This is a genomic window from Pseudomonas jessenii, from assembly GCF_002236115.1.
Classification (GTDB): Bacteria; Pseudomonadota; Gammaproteobacteria; order Pseudomonadales; family Pseudomonadaceae; genus Aquipseudomonas; species Aquipseudomonas jessenii.
This window is the reverse complement of sequence record NZ_NIWT01000005.1, coordinates 612,718-635,877: the sequence shown is the minus strand read 5'-3', so window position 1 is coordinate 635,877 and position 23,160 is coordinate 612,718. Positions and strand designations below refer to the sequence as shown.

Sequence of the window (23,160 nt, the reverse complement as noted above, 5' to 3'; positions counted from 1 at the left end):
CCTGCGCAAATGGGCGCGTAGCATACCATCGCAAGTCACCCCGCCGCAGTTGACGAAGATCAAGCTTAGGAGTCCGATAGGGAGCTTGGTAAAACGACCTATGGAGAGTTCTGATGGCAAAGCGTATCCAGTTCCGCGCCCATGGCGGCCCCGAAGTGCTCGAATATGTGGATTACCAACCCGCCGAGCCAGGTCCGAAGGAAGTACGCGTGACCAACAAGGCCATCGGCCTGAACTTCATCGACACCTACTACCGCAGCGGTTTGTATCCACCGCCGTCCCTGCCGTCGGGTGTCGGTTCAGAGGGTGCGGGCGTGGTCGAGGCAGTGGGCAGCGACGTGACCCGCTTCAAGATCGGCGATCGCGTGGCCTATGGCAGCGGGCCGCTGGGCGCCTACAGCGAGGTTCACGTCTTACCCGAAGCCAATCTGGTGAAACTGCCGGACGCCATCAGCTTCGAACAGGCCGCCGGCGTCATGCTCAAGGGCCTGACCGTGCAATACCTGCTGCGTCAGACTTATGAACTCAAGGGTGGCGAAACCATCCTGTTCCACGCCGCGGCCGGTGGGGTCGGTTCCCTGGCCTGCCAATGGGCCAAGGCCTTGGGCGTGAAGCTGATCGGCACTGTCAGCTCGGCGGAGAAAGCCGCGCTGGCCAAGGCCAACGGTGCCTGGGCGACCATCGATTACAGCCATGAAAATGTCGCGCAACGTGTGCTGGAATTGACCGACGGCAAAAAAGTCCCGGTGGTGTACGACGGTGTTGGCAAGGACACCTGGCTGACTTCACTCGACAGCGTCGCGCCGCGTGGGCTGGTGGTGAGTTTCGGCAATGCGTCCGGCGCGGTCGACGGCGTGAACCTGGGGATCCTGGCGGGGAAAGGCTCGCTGTACGTGACCCGGCCAACCCTGGGCACTTATGCGAACAACGCCGAGAACCTGCAACGCATGGCCGACGAGTTGTTCGAGATGATCATCGGCGGCAAGCTGACCGTGGACATCAGCCAGCGTTATCCACTGGCTGACGCGGCGAAGGCGCAGACCGAGTTGTCGGCGCGGCGCACGACGGGCTCGGTTGTTTTGTTGCCCTGACTGACGCCATCGCGAGCAAGCTCGCTCCCACAAGGTTTCTGTGTCGAATACAAATCCCCTGTGGGAGCGAGCTTGCTCGCGATGGGCGCACCAGGGTATCAGTCCGGGCGCACAACCCTGCCGGTCGCCAGATCGCGAATCACGCTCGGGTTCTTGCGTCCGCCCAGGTTTCCGCCCAGCACCAGATCCACCTGGCCACGGAAATACTGTTCGACGCGAATCCGCGTACGTGCCGCCGGGCGCCCCTGCGGATTGGCCGACGTCGACACCAGCGGCCCGACCAGCGCGCACAAATCCCGCACCAGCGGGTGATCGCTGACCCGCAGCGCCACGGTTTCATGCACGCCGGTAATCCACTCCGGCAGCAGGTTCTGGTGCGGCACCAGCCAGGTGTTCGGACCCGGCCAGGTACTGGCCATGCGGTCCATCCACAACTCGGGGAAGTCTTCGAAGAGGAAATCGAACTGACGGATGTTGTCGGCGACCAGAATCAGCCCCTTTTCCACAGACCGGCCCTTGATCAGCAGCAAACGTTCCACCGCATCGATGTCCCACGGGTCGCAACCCAGACCCCAGACTGCTTCGGTTGGGTAGGCAATCACCGCCCCGGCGCGAATTGCTTGCGCGGCTTGTTGCACACGCCAACTGTTGACCATGAAAAACACTCCAGATTAAGGCTCTGCGCAGTTTACCGATCTTGTTTATAAAACCTAGCTCACCCGTGCAAACCAGCGCCCGTTTTCGCACACGGCGCGGCCATCCATTTCCAGTTCTGTCAGCGCCGCCAGCACTTTCGGCAAGGCCCAGCCGCTTGCGTCGGCCAGCGCTTCACTGGTGTGAGGCGCGACATGCAGCAGTTTCAGCAGTGGGTGAGTCGTCGCAGGGGTGCAGGTTTCTGTGGATAACGACAGTCGTTGCCAACCGCGCAAGGCTTCGAGGATATGTTCGATGGTTTCCACCAGCACCGCACCGTCCCGAATCAACTGATGACAGCCGCGGGCGCCGGGGTGATGGATCGACCCGGGCATCGCAAACACCTCGCGCCCCTGTTCCGCCGCCAGCCTCGCGGTGATCAGTGAACCGCTGGCGACACTGGCTTCGACCACCAGCACTCCAAGGGACAAACCACTGATAATGCGATTGCGCCGTGGGAAGTTGCTGGCGCTGGGACCTGCATCCAGCGGAAACTCCGAAAGTACTGCGCTGCCCGAAGCGATCATGGCGTCCGCCAGGCGTCTATTTCGCTGTGGATAAAACTTCTCGAGCCCCGTGCCGAGCACACCGACCGTTTGCCCGCCAACGTCGAGCGCGGCCTGGTGCGCGGCGGCGTCAATACCCAGGGCCAGGCCGCTGGTAATGACAAAACCGGCACCCGCCAGGCTGCGGGAAAACGCGGCAGCGGTGTCCATTCCTGGCCGGGAAGCGCGACGGCTGCCGACCATCGCCAGTTGTGGTTTTTCCAGAATGCCCGGATCGCCCGCGACAAATAACAGCGGTGGTGCATCGCTGATTTGTGCCAGCAGTGCCGGGTAGTCCGGTTGGTCCCACATCAGTAAATGTTGGGCCGGGCGCTCCAGCCAGGCCAATGCATGACTGGCGCCGTCACGGATCTCAGTGCTACGCCTGGCCTCGGAACAGGCCAGTGGCAAACCCAGCGCGCGCCAGGCACTGGCTGGCGCGCTGATGGCTTTGGATGCCGAACCGAAGGCTTCGAGCAGTTTCTTGAAACGCGCAGGACCGAGTTCCGGCAAACGGTGCAGACGTAATCGAGCTTCCAGTTCCGCGGGGGAAACCGGTGTAACAGTAGGCATCGACATGGATCATCCTTGATCGTTATGAGCACCCGTACAAACGGGAATAAGCTGTGGATAACTCTGTTGGTAACTTGTGAAGCACTCTTACGGATTTCGTACCTTGTCCATCACCGACAGTGAGCGCGAGGCGCTGAGCACCAGCCCATAACTGAGTTTGTCGTAGGTACGGAAAACCATCAGCAAACCGGCGCGCTCATCGGGAATTTTCAATGGCTGACCAGTGATCCGGTCCCTTACGGTTTCACCGGTTTTCATTACCGCCAGCAGATTGCCTTCGGCCAGACCGTCGCGCTGACCCTTGTTCAGCGTTACCACATCCAACTCGCCAATCTGCGTGACCCCACGCGGTACATCGATGATCAAACCGTTGATTTCGTGGCTCGGTGCGCTGGGCGTGAAGGTCGAGTTGATCGCGCGCTCTTCACCGCTGAACAAGCGATCGCCGAGGCGGACCTCCTGAGTCGTGCGTAGCAACTCCAGGGTGGCAACGTCACCTTCGATGGCCACGACATCGCCGCCGCCGATATCGTCGGCGTTGATCCCCAGGATTTCCTTGCTCTGCGGATCGGTGTAGACCTTGCCTTGGCGGAAGATACCGTACGCCGGTTGTGCCGGATCGAAATGGCCACGGGCAAAGATGCGGTCACCCGCGCCGCTGAGCACCCGTTCGGAATCACCAGCGACGATGTAAGGCGCCTTGTCGAATTCCTCGGCCTTGTCGACGATGCGGTTGCTCAGCAGAAAGCTGTTGATCGACTTCAGAGCAATGCCGGGGATAGCCTCGGTCACCGGGCTGCTGCGAACCTGAGGCGACAGCTTTATGGTGGGAATCTCTTCCCGAAGCTGCCCTTGCCCGTACGCCCAACCTGCCGAAGCCAGGAGCAGCAGGGCGAGTAGTGATTTCCTCATGCGGTGAATCCCTTTATTATGTGCATTCGCGTGAAACGCCAGAGCCGTCAGTGGCTCGCTCCCGGCTTGCTTGTCTACAAAAGGGAGCTACGTTTTACAACGGTAGCCTGCATCTTCGGACCGCCAGGCCATCGACCCGACCTTACTTCACACGTGCACTTATCAAGCTTATGGCCATTTTAAACATCCTCGAATTCCCTGATCCGCGTCTGCGCACTATCGCCAAGCCAGTGGCCGTAGTGGACGACGAAGTGCGTCAGTTGGTCGACGACATGTTTGAAACAATGTATGAAGCGCCTGGCATCGGCCTCGCCGCTACCCAGGTCAACGTGCACAAACGTATCGTCGTGATGGACCTCTCCGAAGACCGCACCGAACCGCGAGTGTTCATCAACCCCGAGTTCGAACCCCTGACCGACGAGATGGAGCAATACCAGGAAGGCTGCCTTTCGGTACCCGGCTTCTATGAAAACGTCGATCGCCCGCAAAGGGTCAAGGTCAAGGCGCTGGACCGCGATGGCCAACCCTATGAACTGATCGCCGAAGGCCTGCTCGCGGTGTGCATCCAGCATGAATGCGACCACCTCAACGGCAAATTGTTCGTCGATTACCTGTCGACGCTCAAACGCGACCGCATCAAGAAGAAACTGGAAAAGCTTCATCGCCAGAACGCCTGATGCCCATCTTCAAAGGCTTGCTGCGGCAAGCCTTTTTCTTTTCAAGAGACGTCACCCATGACTGAGCCACTGCGCATTGTCTTTGCCGGCACCCCGGAATTCGCCGCCGAACACCTCAAGGCCCTGCTGAGCAGCCCTTACGAGATCGTCGCGGTCTACACCCAACCGGATCGTCCGGCCGGTCGCGGGCAAAAACTGATGCCGAGCCCGGTCAAGCAGCTTGCTCTGGAGAACAATATCCCGGTGCTGCAACCGCCCACTCTGCGCAACGAAGATGCTCAGGCTGAACTGGCCGCACTGAAGCCGGACTTGATGGTGGTGGTCGCCTACGGCCTGATCCTGCCGCAAGTGGTGCTGGATATTCCGCGCCTGGGTTGCATCAACAGCCACGCCTCACTGCTGCCACGCTGGCGGGGTGCGGCGCCGATCCAGCGCGCCGTGGAGGCGGGCGACGCCGAAAGTGGCGTGACCGTGATGCGCATGGAAGCCGGCCTCGACACCGGGCCGATGCTGCTCAAGGTCACCACGCCGATCAGCGCCGAAGATACCGGCGGCAGCCTGCACGATCGCCTGGCCGAAATGGGCCCGCCGGCTGTAGTCCAGGCGATTGCCGGCCTCGCCGACGGAACCCTGGAGGGCGAAGTGCAGGACGACAGCCTCGCTACCTATGCGCACAAATTGAACAAGGACGAAGCACGCATCGACTGGAGTCGCCCGGCGGTTGAGCTGGAGCGTCTGGTCCGTGCCTTCAACCCGTGGCCGATTACCCACAGCACCTTGAACGGCGAAGCCCTGAAAGTACTGGCCGCAAACCTCGCCGAAGGCAAAGGCACCCCGGGTGAAATCCTCGGCGCCAGCAAAGACGGTCTTATCGTCGCGTGCGGCGAGCAGGCCTTGTGCCTGACCCGTCTGCAATTGCCCGGCGGCAAGGCGCTGAACTTCAGCGATCTGTTCAACAGCCGTCGCGAGAAATTCGCCACCGGCACTGTCCTCGGCCAAGTGGCGGACGCTCAATGAATCCGCGTCTGGCCGCCGCCAAGGCACTCGCTGCCGTCCTGAACGGAAAAGCCTCGCTCAACAGTTCGCTGCCTACGCAGTTGGACAAGGTCGAGGACCGTGATCGCGGTTTTACCCAGGACCTGGCGTTCGGCACCGCGCGCTGGCAGCCACGTTTGTCGGCGCTGGCGGCCAAGCTGCTGCAGAAGCCGTTCAAGGCTGCCGACGCCGATGTCGAGGCGCTGTTGCTGGTCGGTCTCTATCAGTTGCTCTACACCCGTGTCCCGGCCCATGCCGCCATTGGTGAAACCGTCGGTTGTGCCGACAAGCTGAAAAAACCCTGGGCCAAGGCGCTGCTCAACGCTGTGCTGCGTAATGCTCAGCGCGAAAGCGAAACGATTTTCGCCGAGTTGGAACGTGATCCGGTGGTGCGCACCGCTCACCCACGCTGGCTGCAGAAATCTTTGAAAGCGTTCTGGCCAGATCAATGGGAAGCCATTTGCGCGGCGAACAATGCGCATCCGCCTATGATCCTGCGGGTCAACCGTCGCCATCACACCCGTGATGCCTACCTCGGTTTGCTGACTGACGCGGGAATTGCCGCCACGCCGTGTGTCTACAGCCGCGACGGCATCGTGCTCGACGCCGCCGCCGATGTGCGCAGCCTGCCGGGTTTCGCCGAGGGCTGGATCAGCGTGCAGGACGAAGCCGCGCAACTGGCTGCCGATCTGCTCGACCTCGCGCCGGGCCAACGGGTGCTCGACGCTTGCTGTGCACCAGGAGGCAAGACCTGCCACATCCTCGAAGCCGAGCCAAAACTGGCCGGCGTCGTGGCGGTAGACCTGGAAGCCAAGCGGCTGGTGCGGGTGCGGGAAAACCTCGAACGCCTGAAACTGAGCGCCGAACTGATTGCCGCCGACGGCCGCGACACTCAGGCGTGGTGGGACGGCAAGCCGTTCCAGCGCATCCTGCTGGACGCGCCATGTTCGGCCACCGGCGTGATTCGTCGTCACCCGGATATCAAACTGACCCGCCAACCCGACGACATCGTCGCTCTGGCACTGCTGCAGGGCGAGTTGCTTGATGCCATGTGGAAAACCCTGGAGGTCGGCGGCATCCTGCTGTACGCCACCTGTTCCACGCTGCCGACCGAGAACACCGAGGTCATCGAAGCCTTCCTCGCCCGCACGCCGGGTGCTCGTGAACTGGACCTCGCCACGGCGGCCGGCATCAAGCAGCCCCATGGTCGCCAGTTGCTGGCCCAGGAAGGTGGCCACGATGGCTTCTACTACGCCAAGCTGATCAAGATCGCCGCCGCGCGCGGTTAAATGGATTCAATGGAGTGACTGGATGAAAATCATCATCCTCGGTGCAGGGCAGGTCGGCGGTTCGCTGGCGGAACACCTGGCCAGCGAAGCCAACGATATTACTGTGGTCGACACCGATGGCGAACGCCTGCGCGACCTTGGTGACCGCCTGGACATCCGCACGGTACAAGGTCGTGGCTCGTTCCCGACCGTGTTGCGCCAGGCCGGAGCCGATGACGCCGACATGCTGGTCGCGGTGACCAACAGCGACGAAACCAACATGGTCGCCTGTCAGGTCGCCCATACCCTGTTCCACACCCCGACCAAGATCGCCCGGGTTCGCGAAGCCGCGTACCTGACCCGCGAAGAGCAGTTGTTCCAGAACGAAGCGATTCCGGTGGACGTGCTGATCAGCCCGGAACAAGTGGTCACCAACTACATCAAGCGCCTGATCCAGCACCCCGGTGCCTTGCAGGTGATCGACTTCGCCGAAGGCAAGGCGCAATTGGTGGCGGTGCGGGCGTACTACGGCGGGCCGCTGGTGGGCCAGCAACTGCGGCAGTTGCGTGAACACATGCCGAACGTGGAAACCCGCGTTGCGGCGATTTTCCGTCGTGACCGGCCGATCCTGCCCCAGGGCGACACGGTGATCGAAGCCGACGACGAAGTATTTTTTATCGCCGCCAAGGCGAACATTCGTGCGGTGATGAGCGAAATGCGCCGTCTCGACGAAACCTATAAACGCATCGTCATCGCCGGTGGCGGGCAGATTGGCGAGCGTCTGGCCGAGGCCATCGAAAGCCGTTATCAGGTGAAAATCATCGAGATGAACCCTGTACGCTGCCGTCATCTCTCCGACACACTGGACAGCACGGTGGTGTTGCAGGGCAGCGCTTCGGACCGCGACCTGCTGATGGAAGAGAACATCGCCGACGCTGACCTTTTCCTGGCCCTGACCAACGACGACGAAGCCAACATCATGTCGTCGTTGCTGGCCAAGCGCCTGGGCGCGAAGAAGGTGATGTCCATCATCAACAACCCGGCTTATGTCGATCTGATCCAGGGCGGCGACATCGACATCGCCATCAGCCCGCAACTGGCGACCATCGGCACATTGCTGGCCCACGTGCGCCGGGGCGACATCGTCAGCGTGCACTCACTGCGCCGGGGTGCGGCGGAAGCCATCGAGGCAATTGCCCATGGTGATGCGAAATCGAGCAAGGTGATCGGCAAGGCCATCGAGAACATTGGCCTGCCGCCAGGCACCACCATCGGTGCGATTATCCGCGACGAAGAAGTGATCATCGCCCACGACGACACCGTGATCGAAGCGGGCGACCATGTGATTCTGTTCCTTGTGGATAAAAAGCATATTCGCGATGTAGAGAAGTTGTTCCATGTGGGGCTGAGCTTCTTCTGATACGGGGCCTGCCTTTAGTAGGAGCGGGCCCTGCTCGCGAAGGTCGTCAACGATAATGCTGGAAACCAGACACCCCGCGTCGCTGTCAGGTTCGTCGCGAGCAAGCTCGCGCCTACAGTAAATCAACCCATGACATGCCTCAGGCAAGGAATCCACCCATGATCGAATCCCTGGAAAAAATGCTCGCCAAGGGTGTGGATAACGCTTTGCTGCGCTTCGGCCTAGGCAAGGGTTATCTGGATCTGGGGGAGAACGCCAAGGCTGCGGAGCATTTTCAGCGCTGCGTCGAATTCGATCCGAAGTATTCGGCGGCGTGGAAACTACTGGGCAAGGCCCATCTGGCGCTGGCGGACTTTGCGGCCGCGCGGCAGGCCTGGGAGCAAGGCCTGGAAGCTGCTCGCGGCCATGGCGACAAGCAGGCAGAGAAGGAAATGACGGTGTTCCTGAAGAAGCTCGAGCGTCAGGCCCACTGATCAGAGATAGCGCAAACCGATGCCCTCGGCGTCCACCTGCACCACTTCCATGCGCACGCGAGGCGCGCCTGTGGGTAAATCCTGCACCTGTCCGTAAACCACCGCCCCCCTGGGCAGCGCCGACAGTTTCGGATGCTTGACGTAGACGCCGGTGGTCGACAGGTTGCGCGTCTGGCCCAGGCAATCGCCGATGCTTTCGTGGCTGATCTTGATGCGAAATGATTTGCGGTGTTCGGACATCTTTTTGCGCCCTGATGAACGGTTGTGGATACGTGCAGGAGCGAGCTTGCTCGCGATGGATGCCAGGGCGCCGCGTTCAACCTGGCAGCCCACATCATCGTTAACGTCCATCGCGAGCAAGCTCGCTCCTACAGGTTATCCACAGAGTGTGCCAAGTAAGTCAATACCAACGCTCTTCACCCGGTGGGCGCTTCTTGAAGCGCTTCATGCTCCACATGTACTGGCTCGGGTACGCCCGCACATAGCGCTCGACCACTTGGCTCATGGCCGCACAGGACTCTGCCGTATCGGTGCTGTACATGGCCTCTGGCGCGGCTTCAAGGATCACTTTGTAGCCCGAACCGTCCGGCAGGCGCAGGGCGTGCAGGAATACGCCGACTGCTTTGCCGCCGGCCAGCATGTTCGGTACGAACTTGCTGGTCAGTGCCTGAGTGGCGAAGAACGGCACGAAGATCCCGGCGGATTCGGACGGTTCCGGGTCAGCGGGAATGCCCACTGCACCACCTTTGCGCACTTCCTTGATGACACTGAGGATGCCTTCCTTGGTGGAAGCCGCGACCTTGTTACCCAACTGCACCCGCTGCTTTTGCAGCAATTCATCCACTGCCTTCAATTTCGGCGGACGGTAGAAAATGATCGGTTTGCACTGGCTGCAATAGAAGTGATTGAGCACTTCCCAGTTGCCCAGGTGGCTGGTGATGCCGACCACGCCTTTGCCGGAGGCAAGGGCGTCCTTCAATACGTCGAGGCCTTCGACTTCGCGCACCAGGTCGATGGAGCGCTGGGCCGGCCATATCCAGGCGCAGGCACTCTCGGTCAGGGACTTGCCGATGTCTTTCAGGCTCTGGCCCACCAGGCGTTCACGCTCGGCGGGGTCCATGTCCGGAAAGCACTTGGACAGATTGATCCGTACCACGTCGCGGGAACGGTTCGGGGTTTTCCACATAACCCAGCCAATCGCCGAGCCCACGGCCTGCACGGCCCACCACGGAAGCAGGGCAAACAGCCGTAGAGCGCCTACCAGCAAGGCGCCTTTAAACTTATCCACAGGTCACTCCTGATCTTGTGCTGTGCGCGAGGCGGCCATTCTAACCGCCGTTCGCCAGCTGCGCGTAGCGGTCGCAATCGCGTGTGTGATCCATGACCATGCCCGAGGCCTGCATCAGCGCGTAGCAGATGGTCGGCCCGACGAACGTGAAGCCGGCCTTTTTCAAGCCTTTGCTCATTTCCACGGCAGTCGGCGTCACGGCCGGGACTTCGCTGCGATCCTTGAAATGATTGATCAAAGGGGTACCGCCGACGAATGACCACAGAAACGCCACCGGATCCTCCAGCGCCAGCCAGGCCTGGGCATTGCGCCGGGCCGCGTTGAGCTTGAGTCGGTTGCGGATGATGCCGGGATCGAGCATCAGCTCGTCGATTTCGGCATCGCTCATCTGCGCCACGCGCTGCACGTCGAAGCCGAACAAAACTTCGCGATAACGCTCGCGCTTGCGCAGCACGGTGATCCAGGAAAGCCCGGCCTGGAACCCTTCGAGCAAAAGTAACTCGAACAATCCCTGCGCATCCCGTAGCGGCGTGCCCCACTCCTGATCGTGATAAGCCATGTACAGCGGATCTTCGGAACACCAAAAGCAGCGTGGCATAAGGCTCCAGGGGGCGTGCGCAGCAATGAATCGGGTATACTCCCGCTCTTTAAATCGCAGCCCAAGAAACAGGTGAATTTCGTGAGCCAGCCTACGCCAGCCGTGCGTACCTTCCAAGACTTGATCCTCGCCCTCCAGCAATACTGGGCCGAGCAAGGTTGTGTGGTACTTCAGCCCTACGATATGGAAGTAGGCGCCGGCACTTTCCACACCGCAACATTCCTGCGCGCCATCGGCCCGGAAACCTGGAACGCCGCCTACGTGCAGCCAAGCCGCCGTCCGACTGACGGCCGTTACGGTGAAAACCCGAACCGTCTGCAGCACTACTACCAGTTCCAGGTGGTCCTGAAGCCGAACCCGGACAACTTCCAGGAACTGTACCTGGGCTCTCTCAAGCACGTTGGCCTGGACCCGCTGGTCCACGACATTCGCTTCGTCGAAGACAACTGGGAATCGCCGACCCTCGGCGCCTGGGGTCTGGGCTGGGAAGTCTGGCTCAACGGCATGGAAGTGACCCAGTTCACCTACTTCCAGCAAGCGGGCGGCATCGAGTGCTACCCGGTGACCGGCGAGATCACCTACGGTCTCGAACGTCTGGCCATGTACCTGCAAGGCGTGGACTCGGTCTACGACCTGGTGTGGGCTGACGGTCCGTTCGGCAAAGTGACCTACGGCGACGTGTTCCACCAGAACGAAGTGGAGCAGTCCACTTACAACTTCGAACACGCCAATGTCGACAAGCTGTTCGAACTGTTCGATTTCTACGAAAGCGAAGCCAAGCGCCTGATCGAACTCGACCAGCCGCTGCCGTTGCCGAGCTACGAAATGGTGTTGAAGGCTTCCCACACCTTCAACCTGCTGGATGCGCGCCGGGCGATCTCGGTGACCGCGCGTCAGCAATACATCCTGCGTGTACGCACCCTGGCGCGTTCCGTTGCGCAAGCCTACCTGCTGGCTCGCGCCAAGCTGGGCTTCCCGATGGCGACCCCGGACCTGCGTGATGAAGTACTGGCCAAGCTGGAGGCTGCACAATGAGTGCTCTGGATTTTCTGGTTGAACTGGGCACTGAAGAACTGCCACCCAAAGCCCTGAACACACTGGCCGAGGCGTTCCTCGCCGGTATCGACAAGGGCCTGCAAGCTGCCGGCCTGAACTACGAGAGCAAAACCGTTTATGCCGCTCCGCGCCGCCTGGCCGTGCTGATCACCGCACTGGCCACCCAGCAGCCGGATCGCAGCATCAACCTCGACGGCCCGCCGCGTCAGGCCGCGTTCGATGCTGAAGGCAACCCGACCCAGGCAGCATTGGGCTTCGCCAAGAAGTGCGGCGTCGAGCTGAGCGAAATCGATCAGAGCGGCCCGAAACTTCGCTACAGCCAGAGCATCGCCGGCAAGGCGACTGCGAGCCTGCTGCCGACCATCGTCGAAGATTCGCTGAACGACCTGCCGATCCCGAAACGCATGCGTTGGGGCGCGCGCAAGGAAGAATTCGTTCGTCCGACCCAATGGCTGGTGATGCTGCTCGGTGACCAGGTCATCGACTGCACCATCCTCGCCCAGAAGGCCGGCCGCGACTCCCGTGGCCACCGCTTCCATCACCCGGAAAACGTGCGCATCGGTTCGCCGTCCAGCTACCTGGCCGACCTGCGTGCCGCCTACGTTTTGGCCGACGCCAACGAGCGTCGCGAGATCATCAGCAAGCGCACCGAAGAGCTGGCCACCCGTCAGGAAGGCACGGCAATCGTTCCTCCAGCGCTGCTCGATGAAGTGACCGCGCTGGTCGAATGGCCGGTGCCGCTGGTGTGCTCGTTCGAGGAGCGCTTCCTCGACGTGCCGCAGGAAGCCCTGATCACCACCATGCAGGACAACCAGAAGTACTTCTGCCTGCTGGACGCCGACGGCAAGTTGCTGCCACGTTTCATTACCGTGGCCAACATCGAGAGCAAGGACCCACAGCAGATCATCGCCGGTAACGAGAAAGTGGTTCGCCCACGCCTGACCGACGCCGAGTTCTTCTTCAAGCAAGACAAGAAGCAAAAGCTCGAAGACTTCAACCTGCGCCTGCAGAACGTGGTGTTCCAGGAAAAACTCGGCAGCGTCTACGACAAGGCCGAACGCGTTTCCAGACTCGCCGCCTACATCGCGGCGCGCATTGGCGGCAACGCTTCGTGGGCTGCTCGTGCAGGCCTGCTGTCCAAGTGTGACCTGTCGACCGAGATGGTCGGCGAGTTCCCGGAGATGCAAGGTGTCGCCGGTTACTACTACGCCCTCAACGATGGCGAGCCGGAAGATGTCGCACTGGCGCTGAACGAGCAGTACATGCCGCGCGGTGCCGGCGCTGAACTGCCGACCACCCTGACCGGTGCGGCCGTGGCGATCGCCGACAAGCTCGACACCCTGGTCGGGATCTTCGGTGTCGGCATGCTGCCCACCGGTAGCAAAGACCCGTATGCTCTGCGCCGTGCCGCGCTCGGCGTGCTGCGGATCCTGATCGACAAGAAGCTCGACCTCGACCTGACCGACGCCGTGGCCTTCGCCGTCAACTCGTTCGGCAGCAAGGTCAAGGCTGCCGGCCTGGCTGATTCGGTGCTGGAGTTCATCTTCGACCGTCTGCGTGCCCGTTACGAAGACGAAGGCGTGGATGTTGCCACCTACCTGTCGGTACGTGCCCTGAAACCGGGTTCGGCCCTGGATTTCGATCAGCGCGTACAAGCGGTGGAAGCGTTCCGCAAATTGCCGGAAGCCGCTGCACTGGCCGCGGTGAACAAGCGCGTATCGAACCTGCTGAGCAAACTCGAAGGCAGCATGCCGACCACCGTCGAAGCCAAGTACTTCGACAACGCCGCCGAGTTCTCCCTGTACTCGGCGATCCAGCAAGCGGATCAAGCGGTGCAGCCAATGGCTGCGACCCGTCAGTACAGCGAATCGCTGGCACGTCTGGCCGCCTTGCGCGAGCCGGTGGATGCGTTCTTCGAAGCCGTGATGGTCAATGCGGAGGACGCAAAGGTCCGCGCCAACCGTTATGCGTTGCTGGCACGTCTGCGTGGGCTGTTCCTCGGCGTCGCCGACATTTCGCTGCTGGGTTGAGGGACTGCTGTTGAAACTGCTGATTCTCGATCGGGACGGAGTGATCAATTACGACTCCGACGCTTACATCAAGTCGGTGGAGGAGTGGATTCCACTCCCCGGATCGATCGAAGCCATCGCGCAGTTGAGCAAGGCTGGCTGGACGGTAGCCGTCGCTACCAACCAGTCGGGCATCGCTCGCGGCTATTACGACCTTGCCACCCTCAATGCCATGCACGAGCGCTTGCGCGCGTTGGTGGCGGAGCAGGGTGGTGAAGTCGGCCTGATCGTCTACTGCCCGCATGGGCCGGACGAAGGCTGCGATTGCCGCAAGCCGAAACCCGGGATGTTGAAAACCATCGCCGCTCATTACAACGTGTCGCTGACCGATCTCTGGTTCGTCGGCGACAGCCTTGGTGACCTGGAAGCCGCCAAAGCCGTCGATTCACAGCCAGTTTTGGTAAAGACCGGGAAAGGCGAAAAGACTTTGGGCAAGACCCTTCCGGTTGGCACATTGATTTTTGACGATCTGGCGGCGATTGCCGCAGAACTTATCCACAATTAGAGTGCTTCTGAAATTCCTGATAAAGGACCCATCAGGAGTGCGCTTTATACAGGCGGGCAATTCCCGCAACGGTAAACGTCACCATGTCGATATTGCAGGCCATCAGAACCTTCCTCTTTTACCTGCTGCTGGGCACCAGCTCATTGCTGTGGTGCAGCCTGAGTTTTTTTATCGCGCCGTTTCTGCCCTTCAAGGCACGTTATCGCTTCATCAACGTGTATTGGTGCCGTTGTGCCCTGTGGCTGAGCAAAGTGTTCCTTGGTATTCGCTACGAAGTGAAGGGTGCCGAGAACGTACCTGAACGGCCGTGCGTGATTCAATCGAACCATCAGAGTACCTGGGAGACGTTTTTTCTCTCCGCCTACTTCTCACCGCTGAGCCAGGTGCTCAAACGTGAGTTGCTCTATGTGCCGTTCTTCGGTTGGGCCATGGCCATGCTGCGACCGATCGCCATCGATCGCGACAACCCGAAAGCAGCACTCAAGCATGTGGCTCAAAAAGGTGATGAGTTGCTCAAGGACAATGTCTGGGTGCTGATCTTCCCCGAAGGCACGCGCGTTCCTTTCGGCACCGTCGGAAAGTTCTCGCGCGGTGGCAGCGCCTTGGCGGTCAACGCCGAATTGCCGGTGCTGCCCATTGCGCACAACGCAGGCAAGTTCTGGCCGAAAACCGGTTGGGCGAAGAAGCAGGGCGTCATCACTGTGATCATTGGTGAGCCGATGTATGCCGCAGGCACCGGACCACGAGCCATTGCTGAATTGAACGACCGGGTCCAGGCGTGGAACGAGCAGATGCAACGGGAAATGGGCTCACTGCCACCGGCTCCGCAAGCGCCGGTTTCAAACGATCAGGTGGTTGTCTGAGATTCTGTGGATAACCTGTGTACCGTTTCATTGAAAAGCGTCGTTTTTTGTACCTAACATTATGATTTTTTTACATATTTCTTAGAATGATAAAAACCATAAAAACGTGCATAAGTTTTTTTTGGACGTAAAAAAACCGGCGGATATAGCCGGTTTTTTTATGCCCATCCACAACGGCTTTGACCATCGATAATCCCAACCCCACGCCATCGATACCTTGGGCGGAAGAAAAGCGTCGGTATTGGCTGAACAGTTCGATCTTCAGCTGCGCGATGGGCAGCGCCTGGTCGCGGGATTATCTGTACGAACGATTCTGGCCCGATGAAGAAGTGTCCTCGTCCCGGCCGCTCGATACTCACATCTATCGCCTGCGCAACAAGCTTGGGCTGACGGCGGATCGCGGTTGGCAGTTGCTGACGATTTATGGGTATCGGTTGGAGAGTGTGGCACCGGCGAGCGAGTAAAACGCGGGCAAAAAAAGGCCAATGCAAATGCATTGGCCTTTTCGTTGGGGTCGACCGGGATCAGAAGTCCAGGTTGGACACCGCCAGGGCATTGCTTTCGATGAAGTCACGACGTGGTTCGACCGCATCACCCATCAGGGTGTTGAAGATCTGGTCCGCGCCAATGGCGTCTTCGATAGTCACTTTCAGCATGCGACGCACGCTTGGGTCCATGGTGGTTTCCCACAGCTGATCCGGGTTCATCTCGCCCAGACCTTTGTATCGCTGGATGGTGTGGCGCTTGGTGCTTTCAGCCATCAGCCAGTCCAGGGCTTCCTTGAACTCGGTGACCGACTTACGGCGTTCGCCACGCTGGATGTACGCGCCATCGTCGAGCAGGGTGCTCAGTTGAGCGCCCAGGGAAACAACGGTCTTGTAGTCGTTGCTGCCGAAGAAGTCGCGGTTGAACGTGACGTAGTTCGACAGGCCGTGGGAGATCAGTTCGACCTCTGGCAGCCACACGCCACGCTCACGGTCTTCACGCAGGCTTGCCTTGTAGACCAGACCCGACTTCTCGACGGTGCGCAGACGCACTTCGTACTGGGCCAGCCAGTCCTGCATCGCTGCATGATCGGACAACTGATCCATGCTGACAGCCGGCAGGTAGATGAAGTGCTCGGTCAGTTCCTGTGGGTACAGACGCGACAGACGCTTGAGGGTCTTCATCACCAGACGGAAGTCATTCACCAGACGCTCGAGGGCTTCGCCGGAGATACCCGGTGCATCCTCGTTCAAGTGCAGGCTCGCATCTTCCAGGGCCGACTGCGTCATGTACTCTTCCATGGCGTCGTCGTCTTTGATGTATTGCTCTTGCTTGCCTTTCTTCACTTTGTACAACGGCGGCTGAGCGATGTAGATGTAGCCACGCTCGATCAGCTCCGGCAGCTGACGGAAGAAGAAGGTCAGCAGCAGGGTACGGATGTGCGAACCGTCGACGTCAGCATCGGTCATGATGATGATGTTGTGATAGCGCAACTTGTCGATGTTGTACTCTTCGCGACCGATGCCGCAGCCCAGCGCAGTGATCAAGGTGCCCACTTCCTGGGAAGAGATCATCTTATCGAAGCGTGCCTTCTCGACGTTCAGGATTTTACCCTTGAGGGGCAGAATCGCCTGGGTCTTGCGGTTACGTCCCTGCTTGGCAGAGCCGCCCGCGGAGTCACCTTCCACGAGGTACAGTTCGGACAGGGCAGGGTCTTTTTCCTGGCAGTCGGCCAGTTTGCCCGGCAGGCCTGCGATGTCCAGCGCGCCTTTGCGGCGGGTCATCTCACGGGCTTTACGTGCCGCTTCACGGGCACGGGCCGCATCGATCATCTTGCCGACGACCAGCTTGGCCTCGTTCGGGTTTTCCAGCAGGAAGTCGGAGAAGTACTTGCCCATTTCCTGTTCGACCGCGGTCTTCACTTCGGAAGACACCAACTTGTCTTTGGTCTGGGAGCTGAACTTCGGATCCGGCACCTTCACCGAAATGATCGCGGTCAGGCCTTCACGGGCATCGTCACCGGTGGTGGCGACTTTGTGCTTCTTCGCCAAGCCTTCCGCTTCGATGTAGGTATTCAGGTTACGCGTCAGTGCGGAACGGAAACCCACCAGGTGAGTACCGCCGTCGCGCTGTGGAATGTTGTTGGTGAAGCACAACAGGTTCTCGTTGAAGCTGTCGTTCCACTGCAGGGCAATTTCCACACCGATGCCGTCTTCACGCTGGACGTTGAAGTGGAACACCTGGTTGACCGGGGTCTTGTTGGTGTTCAGGTATTCAACGAACGCACGCAGGCCGCCTTCGTATTTGAACAGTTCTTCCTTGCCGCTGCGCTCGTCCTTGAGGACGATACCGACACCGGAGTTGAGGAAGGACAGTTCACGAATCCGCTTGGCCAGGATGTCCCAGCTGAAGTGGATGTTCTTGAAGGTTTCGCTGGAAGCCTTGAAGTGGATCTGTGTACCGGTGGTTTCGCTGTCGCCAACGATTTTCATCGGCTCTTGCGGAACACCGTGGACGTAAGTCTGTTCCCAGATCTTGCCGCTACGGCGAACGGTCAGGACCAGCTCTTCCGACAGGGCGTTAACTACCGACACACCCACACCGTGCAGACCGCCGGAAACCTTGTAGGAGTTGTCGTCGAATTTACCGCCGGCGTGCAGCACGGTCATGATGACCTCGGCTGCCGAAACGCCTTCTTCCTTGTGTACGTCTACCGGGATGCCACGGCCGTTGTCGCGAACGGTGATGGACTCATCCGGGTGGATGATGATGCTGATGTCGTCGCAGTAGCCGGCGAGCGCTTCGTCGATCGAGTTGTCGACCACCTCGAACACCATGTGGTGCAGACCGCTGCCATCGTCGGTGTCGCCAATATACATACCGGGACGTTTGCGTACGGCATCCAGGCCTTTCAGCACTTTAATGCTCGTTGAGTCGTACGTATTTTCTTCGCTCAATGCCTTCACTCCCGATGGTCGTGGGTCTGGGTGATACGGCCCTGTTCCACGTGGAACAGAGCGACTGGCGTTTCCGTCTGCCAGCCTTCCCTCAATAATTCGTGATCTACACAGGTGATAAATACCTGGCAGCGTAAGTCTTCCAACAAGCGGCAAAGGGCGCGACGGTGGTGCTCGTCCAGTTCGGACGGCAAGTCATCCACCAGATAAATACACTGACCGCGTCGAGCCTGGCTGACCAAGTGCCCTTGGGCAATCCGTAATGCGCAAACCACCAACTTCTGCTGGCCTCGGGACAATATGTCCGCGGCGTTGTGCGCACCCAGTCTGAGCCGCAAATCAGCGCGTTGTGGTCCGGCCTGGGTATGTCCCATTTGCTGGTCCCGCTGAAGAGACCCGGCGAGCACAGCACTCAGTTCACGGTCCTTGTCCCAGCCGCGGTAATAGCTGAGCGTCAAGCCTTCAAGCTCAACCAGTTCGCTCAAGGTTTGTTCAAAGACTGGTTTCAAGGCTTTGATATAAGCGCGGCGGTATTCATCGATTTCAACGCTGGCCTGGCACAGTTCCCTGTCCCAAACCGCTTGCGAAACGGCGTCAAGTGTACCATGCCGCAGCCAAGAGTTTCTCTGGCGCAAGGCCTTCTGCAAGCGCTGCCAGGTTGACATGAAGCGCGGTTCCACGTGGAACACACCCCAGTCGAGAAACTGTCGGCGAATCTTCGGCGCGCCTTCCAGCAATCGAAAGCTATCCGGATTGATCAGTTGCAGTGGCAAGATCTCGGCCAGTTGCGCGGCGCTGCGAGCATTCTGCCCATCGATACGGATCTGGAATTCCCCTTGGCGATCCCGTGAGATGCCCAAGGCGCTATGCCCACCCTCCGCCAGTTCAACCTGGCCAAAAACCGTACAGGCAAGCTGTTCGTATTGAATGACCGGCAACAGACGGGTGCTGCGAAACGAACGGGCAAGCCCCAGCAGATGGATGGCTTCCAGAACACTGGTTTTGCCGCTGCCGTTGGCGCCGTAAAGAATATTGATGCGAGGGGAGGGGGAGAAGGTCACCGGGTGCAGATTGCGCACCGCGGTGACCGAGACGCGACTTAAGGACATCTAGCTTCTGCTGAACATGATTACAGACGCATCGGCATGACAACGTAGGCCGAGTCGTCGTTATCCGATTCCTGCACCAGCGCGCTGCTGTTAGAGTCGGACAGGATCAGACGAACCTGCTCCGTGGTCATCACGCCCAGTACGTCGAGCAGGTAGCTCACGTTGAAGCCGATTTCCAGAGAGCCGCCGTTGTATTCAACGCCCACTTCTTCTTCCGCCTCTTCCTGCTCCGGGTTGTTCGCCTGGATCTTCAGCTGACCACTGGCCAGTTGCAGACGGATACCACGGTACTTCTCGTTGGAAAGAATGGCGGTACGGCTGAACGCTTCGCGCAGAGCCTGACGATCACCAAGAACCAGCTTGTCGCCACCTTTAGGCAGAACTCGCTCGTAGTCCGGGAATTTTCCGTCAACCAGCTTCGAGGTGAAGGTGAACTCACCGGTGGTGGCGCGAATGTGATGCTGACCCAGCACGATGCTGACATTGCCGTCCGGCTCGGTGAGCAGGCGAGCCAGTTCGAGGATACCTTTGCGCGGCACGATGACCTGGTGACGATCCGGCTGGCCGATGTCGGCCTGCATCGAGCACATGGCCAGACGGTGGCCGTCGGTGGCTACCGCGCGGATCACACCCGCGGAAACTTCCAGCAGCATGCCGTTGAGGTAGTAACGCACGTCCTGCTGGGCCATGGCGAAGCTGGTGCGTTCGATCAGACGACGCAGCTTGCTTTGCTCCAGGCTGCAGGTCAGCGAACCCGGGCCTTCTTCCACGGTAGGGAAGTCGTTGGCCGGCAGTGTCGACAGGGTGAAGCGGCTACGGCCAGCCTTGACCACAAGCTTCTGCTCGTCGACCTTGATGTCGATCAGCGCATCGTTCGGCAGGCTTTTGCAGATGTCCATCAGCTTGCGCGCCGGCACGGTGATGGAACCCGGATCCGCCGGCTCTTCGAGTTGAACACGACCGACCAGCTCGACTTCCAGGTCGGTACCGGTCAGCGACAATTGCTGGCCTTCGACAACCAGCAGCACGTTGGAAAGTACCGGCAAGGTCTGTCGGCGTTCGACGACGCCTGCGACCAGTTGCAGGGGTTTCAACAGGGCTTCGCGTTGAATGGTGAAATGCATGGTCTAGTCCCTTGCCTTAATTAGCTGCGCTGGTGTTCATCAAGTGGTCAGTGTACGCAGCAGGTTCTTGTAGTCCTCGCGGATGTCCGCGTCGGATTCCTTAAGTTCGTTGATCTTGCGGCACGCGTGCAAGACCGTCGTATGGTCGCGGCCGCCAAACACATCGCCGATTTCCGGCAGGCTGTGGTTGGTCAGTTCCTTGGACAATGCCATGGCGACCTGACGCGGACGAGCGACCGAACGCGAACGGCGTTTGGACAGCAAGTCGGAGATCTTGATCTTGTAGTACTCGGCGACAGTGCGCTGAATGTTATCCACAGAGACCAGTTTATCCTGCAACGCCAACAAGTCCTTAAGGGATTCGCGAATCAGCTCGATGGTGATATCGCGGCCCATGAAGTGCGAATGGGCGATCACGCGCTTGAGCGCGCCTTCCAGCTCACGGACGTTGGAGCGAATGCGTTGAGCAATGAAGAACGCGGCGTCGTGAGGCAACTCGACTTTGGCCTGATCGGCCTTCTTCATCAGGATCGCCACGCGGGTTTCCAGCTCCGGCGGCTCGACCGCTACGGTCAGGCCCCAGCCAAAACGGGATTTGAGGCGTTCTTCAAGGCCTTCGATTTCCTTCGGGTAGCGGTCACTGGTGAGAATGACCTGCTGCCCACCTTCGAGCAGGGCGTTGAAGGTGTGGAAAAACTCTTCCTGGGAACGCTCCTTGCGGGCGAAGAACTGAATGTCATCGATCAGCAACGCATCCACCGAACGGTAGAAGCGTTTGAACTCGTTGATCGCGTTCAGTTGCAGGGCCTTGACCATGTCCGCCACGAAACGCTCGGAATGCAGGTACACCACCTTGGCATTCGGGTTCTTCTTTAATAGATGGTTACCCACAGCATGCATCAAGTGGGTTTTACCCAGGCCGACGCCACCATAAAGGAAGAGCGGGTTGTAACCGTGCTTGGGGTTGTCTGCCACCTGCCAGGCGGCGGCGCGCGCCAGCTGGTTGGATTTACCTTCAACGAAATTCTCGAAGGTAAAGGTGCGGTTCAGGTAACTGGTGTGCTTGAGCGCACCTTCGACCTGCACGGTACGTTGCTCGGCGCGCACAGGTGCCTGTTGCGAACTGGCTCCGGCCATCGGGTCGAAGCTGTCACGGGAAGGTTCTTCCTCGGTGACCTCAGCCACTTTTTGCGTCGCACGCTTGGTCGTCACGGCGGCAGGTGCCGGCGGCGGACTGGCGGGCGCTTGAGCAGCCTGGGCCTGGGAAGCCGCGGCAGCCAGGGGAGCATTGGGCGCAGCCCGGGGTGCCGAACTGCGTTTGCTGCCTATTAATAGGGAAAGCGCAGGCGCCATTCCATTGCCGTGCTCATCGAGCAATTCGAGAACACGCCCCAGGTACTTTTCGTTGACCCAGTCCAGAACAAAACGATTGGGCGCATAGACACGCAACTCGTCGCCTTCGGCTTCGACCTGTAGTGGACGGATCCAAGTGTTGAATTGTTGGGCAGGCAGCTCATCGCGCAGAAGCTCCACGCACTGCTGCCAAAGTTCCACTGACACGGATATCCCCTAAGTTGAAAGCCGGTGAGGCAAAAACAAGCGGCCATTGTAGCGACCAGACGCCGACTTATCCACACGAAGGTGGTTCATCGACCAAGAAGAATCACCGTTTCATACGCAAAAAAGGCGACCAGTGGTCTGTGCATAAGCTCTGTGGATAACCGGGGTTAAGGTCATTGCACAAGTGGGGGCGAAACTCGGTGGATAACCGGCCTGTGGATAAAGCGACCTTTCACACACAGGTTATCCGACAGCGCAGCACAGGCTGAACACTGTTTTCCACCGTAGTTGTCATTCTCTGTACAGCAGGTAAAACAAGGGCTGAATCGAGTTATCCACAGAAGGTGGCGAGCCTAGCTTTTATAAGCTTTACAGAAAAGCTTTAAATACTTTCCTTTCTTATTTTTATATCTACGCAAGGTGCAAGTGCTGAAAAACCTCTGGAGATCTATTTATAAGGAAACGTTGGTTGGAAATTGACCTGAAGGCTTGCTTTCTCTAGAATCCCCGGTCTCTTAAAACGGGGGCCATTCCGGCCCGTTGTGGACGAACCAGGTAACACGACAATGAAACGTACTTTCCAACCAAGCACTATCAAACGCGCTCGTACCCACGGTTTCCGTGCTCGCATGGCTACCAAGAACGGTCGTGCCGTCCTGTCGCGTCGTCGCGCCAAAGGTCGTGCGCGTCTGGCAGTTTGATAATCCGGCACTGGAGGTGAGTCAGGACTTCAGTCGGGAAAAGCGTCTGCTTACCCCCCGGCAATTCAAGGCAGTCTTTGACTCCCCTACCGGCAAGGTTCCGGGGAAAAATCTCCTGCTCCTTGCGCGCAACAACGATCTTGATCACCCCCGTCTCGGGTTGGTAATCGGGAAAAAGAGCGTAAAGCTCTCCGTCGAGCGCAATCGCCTCAAACGTCTGATGCGCGAATCGTTTCGCCTGAACCAGGATTCTCTGGTCGGCTGGGACATTGTTATCGTCGCGCGCAAAGGTTTGGGCGACGTAGAAAACCCCGAATTGATTCAGCATTTCGGCAAACTCTGGAAACGACTGGCTCGCAGTTCGCCAGTACCAGCAGTCAAAACCGAAACTGTAGGGGTAGACAGTCCAGATGCGTAAACTGGCACTCGTTCCGATCCAGTTTTATCGCTATGCCATTAGTCCCCTGATGGCCAGTCACTGTCGTTTCTACCCCAGTTGTTCCTGCTACGCGTTAGAAGCCATCGAAAATCATGGCCTTCTTCGCGGTGGCTGGCTGACCTTTCGTCGTTTAGGTCGCTGTCATCCGTGGAATCCCGGTGGTTATGACCCGGTTCCACCTATCCCTACCTCCCGTTCTTCTTCGATGGCCGAGTAATC

The 23,160-nt window shown here is 59.4% G+C and carries 22 protein-coding genes and 2 pseudogenes; 14 read left to right on the top strand and 10 right to left on the bottom strand.

What is annotated here, in order from left to right:
• Nucleotides 1–113 precede the first annotated feature (113 nt).
• Nucleotides 114–1,091: an NADPH:quinone reductase gene (locus PSJE_RS19745; RefSeq protein ID WP_090452287.1), complete on the top strand. Its 978-nt coding sequence runs from the start codon at nucleotides 114–116 to the stop codon at nucleotides 1,089–1,091.
• Nucleotides 1,092–1,189: 98 nt separating this feature from the next.
• Here PSJE_RS19745 and tsaC read toward each other — a convergent pair whose 3' ends face one another.
• The 3 genes and pseudogenes from tsaC to PSJE_RS19730 form a co-directional block, all read right to left on the bottom strand.
• Nucleotides 1,190–1,747 (bottom strand): L-threonylcarbamoyladenylate synthase type 1 TsaC, encoded by a 558-nt coding sequence (gene tsaC / locus PSJE_RS19740; protein WP_057712640.1) that lies wholly within the window; start codon nucleotides 1,745–1,747, stop codon nucleotides 1,190–1,192.
• A gap of 54 nt (nucleotides 1,748–1,801) precedes the next feature.
• Nucleotides 1,802–2,908: a DNA-processing protein DprA gene (gene dprA, locus PSJE_RS19735; protein WP_090452285.1), complete on the bottom strand. Its 1,107-nt coding sequence runs from the start codon at nucleotides 2,906–2,908 to the stop codon at nucleotides 1,802–1,804.
• Between the two features lie 81 nt (nucleotides 2,909–2,989).
• Nucleotides 2,990–3,742: pseudogene (locus PSJE_RS19730) on the bottom strand (peptidoglycan-binding protein); the annotation flags it as partial.
• A 242-nt stretch (nucleotides 3,743–3,984) separates the two neighbouring features.
• Here PSJE_RS19730 and def point away from each other — a divergent pair.
• From def to PSJE_RS19705, 5 genes are all read left to right on the top strand, one after another.
• Entirely contained in the window at nucleotides 3,985–4,491 is a 507-nt protein-coding gene (def, locus tag PSJE_RS19725; RefSeq protein WP_057712643.1) for a peptide deformylase, read from the top strand.
• A 57-nt stretch (nucleotides 4,492–4,548) separates the two neighbouring features.
• Entirely contained in the window at nucleotides 4,549–5,508 is a 960-nt protein-coding gene (gene fmt / locus PSJE_RS19720) for a methionyl-tRNA formyltransferase (protein ID WP_090452283.1), read from the top strand.
• Nucleotides 5,505–6,815: a 16S rRNA (cytosine(967)-C(5))-methyltransferase RsmB gene (rsmB, locus tag PSJE_RS19715; protein ID WP_090452281.1), complete on the top strand. Its 1,311-nt coding sequence runs from the start codon at nucleotides 5,505–5,507 to the stop codon at nucleotides 6,813–6,815. Before fmt ends, rsmB begins: the two co-directional genes overlap by 4 nt.
• A gap of 22 nt (nucleotides 6,816–6,837) precedes the next feature.
• Nucleotides 6,838–8,214, top strand: coding sequence for a Trk system potassium transporter TrkA (gene trkA, locus PSJE_RS19710; RefSeq protein WP_057712646.1), 1,377 nt, complete (start codon nucleotides 6,838–6,840; stop codon nucleotides 8,212–8,214).
• Between the two features lie 158 nt (nucleotides 8,215–8,372).
• Nucleotides 8,373–8,687, top strand: coding sequence for a tetratricopeptide repeat protein (locus tag PSJE_RS19705; protein ID WP_057397334.1), 315 nt, complete (start codon nucleotides 8,373–8,375; stop codon nucleotides 8,685–8,687).
• On the opposite strand, the gene PSJE_RS19700 is transcribed toward PSJE_RS19705, so the two are convergent.
• The 3 genes from PSJE_RS19700 to tag form a co-directional block, all read right to left on the bottom strand.
• Nucleotides 8,688–8,927 (bottom strand): PilZ domain-containing protein, encoded by a 240-nt coding sequence (locus PSJE_RS19700; protein ID WP_057712647.1) that lies wholly within the window; start codon nucleotides 8,925–8,927, stop codon nucleotides 8,688–8,690.
• A 160-nt stretch (nucleotides 8,928–9,087) separates the two neighbouring features.
• Nucleotides 9,088–9,975 carry a lysophospholipid acyltransferase gene (locus tag PSJE_RS19695; protein WP_057712648.1) on the bottom strand — a complete coding sequence of 296 codons (888 nt, stop codon included), beginning with the start codon at nucleotides 9,973–9,975 and terminating at the stop codon, nucleotides 9,088–9,090.
• Between the two features lie 40 nt (nucleotides 9,976–10,015).
• On the bottom strand, nucleotides 10,016–10,573 hold the full coding sequence (tag, locus tag PSJE_RS19690; RefSeq protein ID WP_090452279.1) for a DNA-3-methyladenine glycosylase I: 558 nt from the start codon (nucleotides 10,571–10,573) through the stop codon (nucleotides 10,016–10,018).
• Between the two features lie 81 nt (nucleotides 10,574–10,654).
• Here tag and glyQ point away from each other — a divergent pair, with 81 nt between their 5' ends.
• The 5 genes and pseudogenes from glyQ to PSJE_RS19665 all read left to right on the top strand — a co-directional run.
• Complete coding sequence (gene glyQ / locus PSJE_RS19685) at nucleotides 10,655–11,608, top strand: glycine--tRNA ligase subunit alpha (protein ID WP_003187265.1); 954 nt, start codon at nucleotides 10,655–10,657, stop codon at nucleotides 11,606–11,608.
• Nucleotides 11,605–13,659, top strand: coding sequence for a glycine--tRNA ligase subunit beta (glyS, locus tag PSJE_RS19680; RefSeq protein WP_090452277.1), 2,055 nt, complete (start codon nucleotides 11,605–11,607; stop codon nucleotides 13,657–13,659). Before glyQ ends, glyS begins: the two co-directional genes overlap by 4 nt.
• 4 nt (nucleotides 13,660–13,663) lie before the next feature.
• Nucleotides 13,664–14,203 (top strand): D-glycero-beta-D-manno-heptose 1,7-bisphosphate 7-phosphatase, encoded by a 540-nt coding sequence (gmhB, locus tag PSJE_RS19675; RefSeq protein WP_167362881.1) that lies wholly within the window; start codon nucleotides 13,664–13,666, stop codon nucleotides 14,201–14,203.
• 83 nt (nucleotides 14,204–14,286) lie between these two features.
• A complete protein-coding gene (locus PSJE_RS19670; RefSeq protein WP_057712652.1) occupies nucleotides 14,287–15,066 on the top strand; it encodes a lysophospholipid acyltransferase family protein in 780 nt (259 codons plus the stop codon).
• A 281-nt stretch (nucleotides 15,067–15,347) separates the two neighbouring features.
• Nucleotides 15,348–15,530 (top strand): annotated as a pseudogene (locus PSJE_RS19665) (winged helix-turn-helix domain-containing protein); the annotation flags it as partial.
• A 60-nt stretch (nucleotides 15,531–15,590) separates the two neighbouring features.
• Here PSJE_RS19665 and gyrB read toward each other — a convergent pair.
• The 4 genes from gyrB to dnaA are packed head-to-tail and all read right to left on the bottom strand — an operon-like array spanning nucleotide 15,591 to nucleotide 21,801.
• A complete protein-coding gene (gene gyrB, locus PSJE_RS19660) occupies nucleotides 15,591–18,008 on the bottom strand; it encodes a DNA topoisomerase (ATP-hydrolyzing) subunit B (protein ID WP_057716535.1) in 2,418 nt (805 codons plus the stop codon).
• Nucleotides 18,009–18,013: 5 nt separating this feature from the next.
• Complete coding sequence (recF, locus tag PSJE_RS19655) at nucleotides 18,014–19,117, bottom strand: DNA replication/repair protein RecF (protein ID WP_090452275.1); 1,104 nt, start codon at nucleotides 19,115–19,117, stop codon at nucleotides 18,014–18,016.
• A gap of 20 nt (nucleotides 19,118–19,137) precedes the next feature.
• Complete coding sequence (dnaN, locus tag PSJE_RS19650; RefSeq protein WP_007969885.1) at nucleotides 19,138–20,241, bottom strand: DNA polymerase III subunit beta; 1,104 nt, start codon at nucleotides 20,239–20,241, stop codon at nucleotides 19,138–19,140.
• Nucleotides 20,242–20,280: 39 nt separating this feature from the next.
• Nucleotides 20,281–21,801, bottom strand: a complete 1,521-nt coding sequence (dnaA, locus tag PSJE_RS19645) for a chromosomal replication initiator protein DnaA (RefSeq protein ID WP_090452273.1) — start codon at nucleotides 21,799–21,801, stop codon at nucleotides 20,281–20,283.
• Between the two features lie 566 nt (nucleotides 21,802–22,367).
• On the opposite strand from dnaA, the gene rpmH reads away from it, so the two are divergent.
• From rpmH to yidD, 3 genes are read left to right on the top strand one after another with little or no spacing between them, the layout of a single operon-like run.
• Complete coding sequence (rpmH, locus tag PSJE_RS19640; protein WP_003213577.1) at nucleotides 22,368–22,502, top strand: 50S ribosomal protein L34; 135 nt, start codon at nucleotides 22,368–22,370, stop codon at nucleotides 22,500–22,502.
• Nucleotides 22,503–22,518: 16 nt separating this feature from the next.
• The gene (rnpA, locus tag PSJE_RS19635) at nucleotides 22,519–22,920 is read left to right on the top strand and encodes a ribonuclease P protein component (RefSeq protein ID WP_056727027.1); all 402 of its coding nucleotides are present in this window, start codon (nucleotides 22,519–22,521) and stop codon (nucleotides 22,918–22,920) included.
• Nucleotides 22,913–23,158 carry a membrane protein insertion efficiency factor YidD gene (yidD, locus tag PSJE_RS19630; protein WP_010207715.1) on the top strand — a complete coding sequence of 82 codons (246 nt, stop codon included), beginning with the start codon at nucleotides 22,913–22,915 and terminating at the stop codon, nucleotides 23,156–23,158. The genes rnpA and yidD overlap by 8 nt, the downstream gene beginning before the upstream one ends.
• Nucleotides 23,159–23,160: the final 2 nt, after the last annotated feature.

Bases quoted from the DNA above. Each gene is read 5' to 3' on its own strand.
- fmt (WP_090452283.1), top strand. From the start codon at position 4,549: ATGACTGAGCCACTGCGCATTGTCTTTGCCGGCACCCCGGAATTCGCC.
- tag (WP_090452279.1), bottom strand. From the start codon at position 10,573: ATGCCACGCTGCTTTTGGTGTTCCGAAGATCCGCTGTACATGGCTTAT.
- PSJE_RS19670 (WP_057712652.1), top strand. From the start codon at position 14,287: ATGTCGATATTGCAGGCCATCAGAACCTTCCTCTTTTACCTGCTGCTG.
- tsaC (WP_057712640.1), bottom strand. From the start codon at position 1,747: ATGGTCAACAGTTGGCGTGTGCAACAAGCCGCGCAAGCAATTCGCGCC.
- dnaN (WP_007969885.1), bottom strand. From the start codon at position 20,241: ATGCATTTCACCATTCAACGCGAAGCCCTGTTGAAACCCCTGCAACTG.
- dprA (WP_090452285.1), bottom strand. From the start codon at position 2,908: ATGTCGATGCCTACTGTTACACCGGTTTCCCCCGCGGAACTGGAAGCT.
- recF (WP_090452275.1), bottom strand. From the start codon at position 19,117: ATGTCCTTAAGTCGCGTCTCGGTCACCGCGGTGCGCAATCTGCACCCG.
- trkA (WP_057712646.1), top strand. From the start codon at position 6,838: ATGAAAATCATCATCCTCGGTGCAGGGCAGGTCGGCGGTTCGCTGGCG.
- PSJE_RS19705 (WP_057397334.1), top strand. From the start codon at position 8,373: ATGATCGAATCCCTGGAAAAAATGCTCGCCAAGGGTGTGGATAACGCT.
- PSJE_RS19700 (WP_057712647.1), bottom strand. From the start codon at position 8,927: ATGTCCGAACACCGCAAATCATTTCGCATCAAGATCAGCCACGAAAGC.
- glyS (WP_090452277.1), top strand. From the start codon at position 11,605: ATGAGTGCTCTGGATTTTCTGGTTGAACTGGGCACTGAAGAACTGCCA.
- PSJE_RS19745 (WP_090452287.1), top strand. From the start codon at position 114: ATGGCAAAGCGTATCCAGTTCCGCGCCCATGGCGGCCCCGAAGTGCTC.
- rsmB (WP_090452281.1), top strand. From the start codon at position 5,505: ATGAATCCGCGTCTGGCCGCCGCCAAGGCACTCGCTGCCGTCCTGAAC.
- def (WP_057712643.1), top strand. From the start codon at position 3,985: ATGGCCATTTTAAACATCCTCGAATTCCCTGATCCGCGTCTGCGCACT.
- rpmH (WP_003213577.1), top strand. From the start codon at position 22,368: ATGAAACGTACTTTCCAACCAAGCACTATCAAACGCGCTCGTACCCAC.
- yidD (WP_010207715.1), top strand. From the start codon at position 22,913: ATGCGTAAACTGGCACTCGTTCCGATCCAGTTTTATCGCTATGCCATT.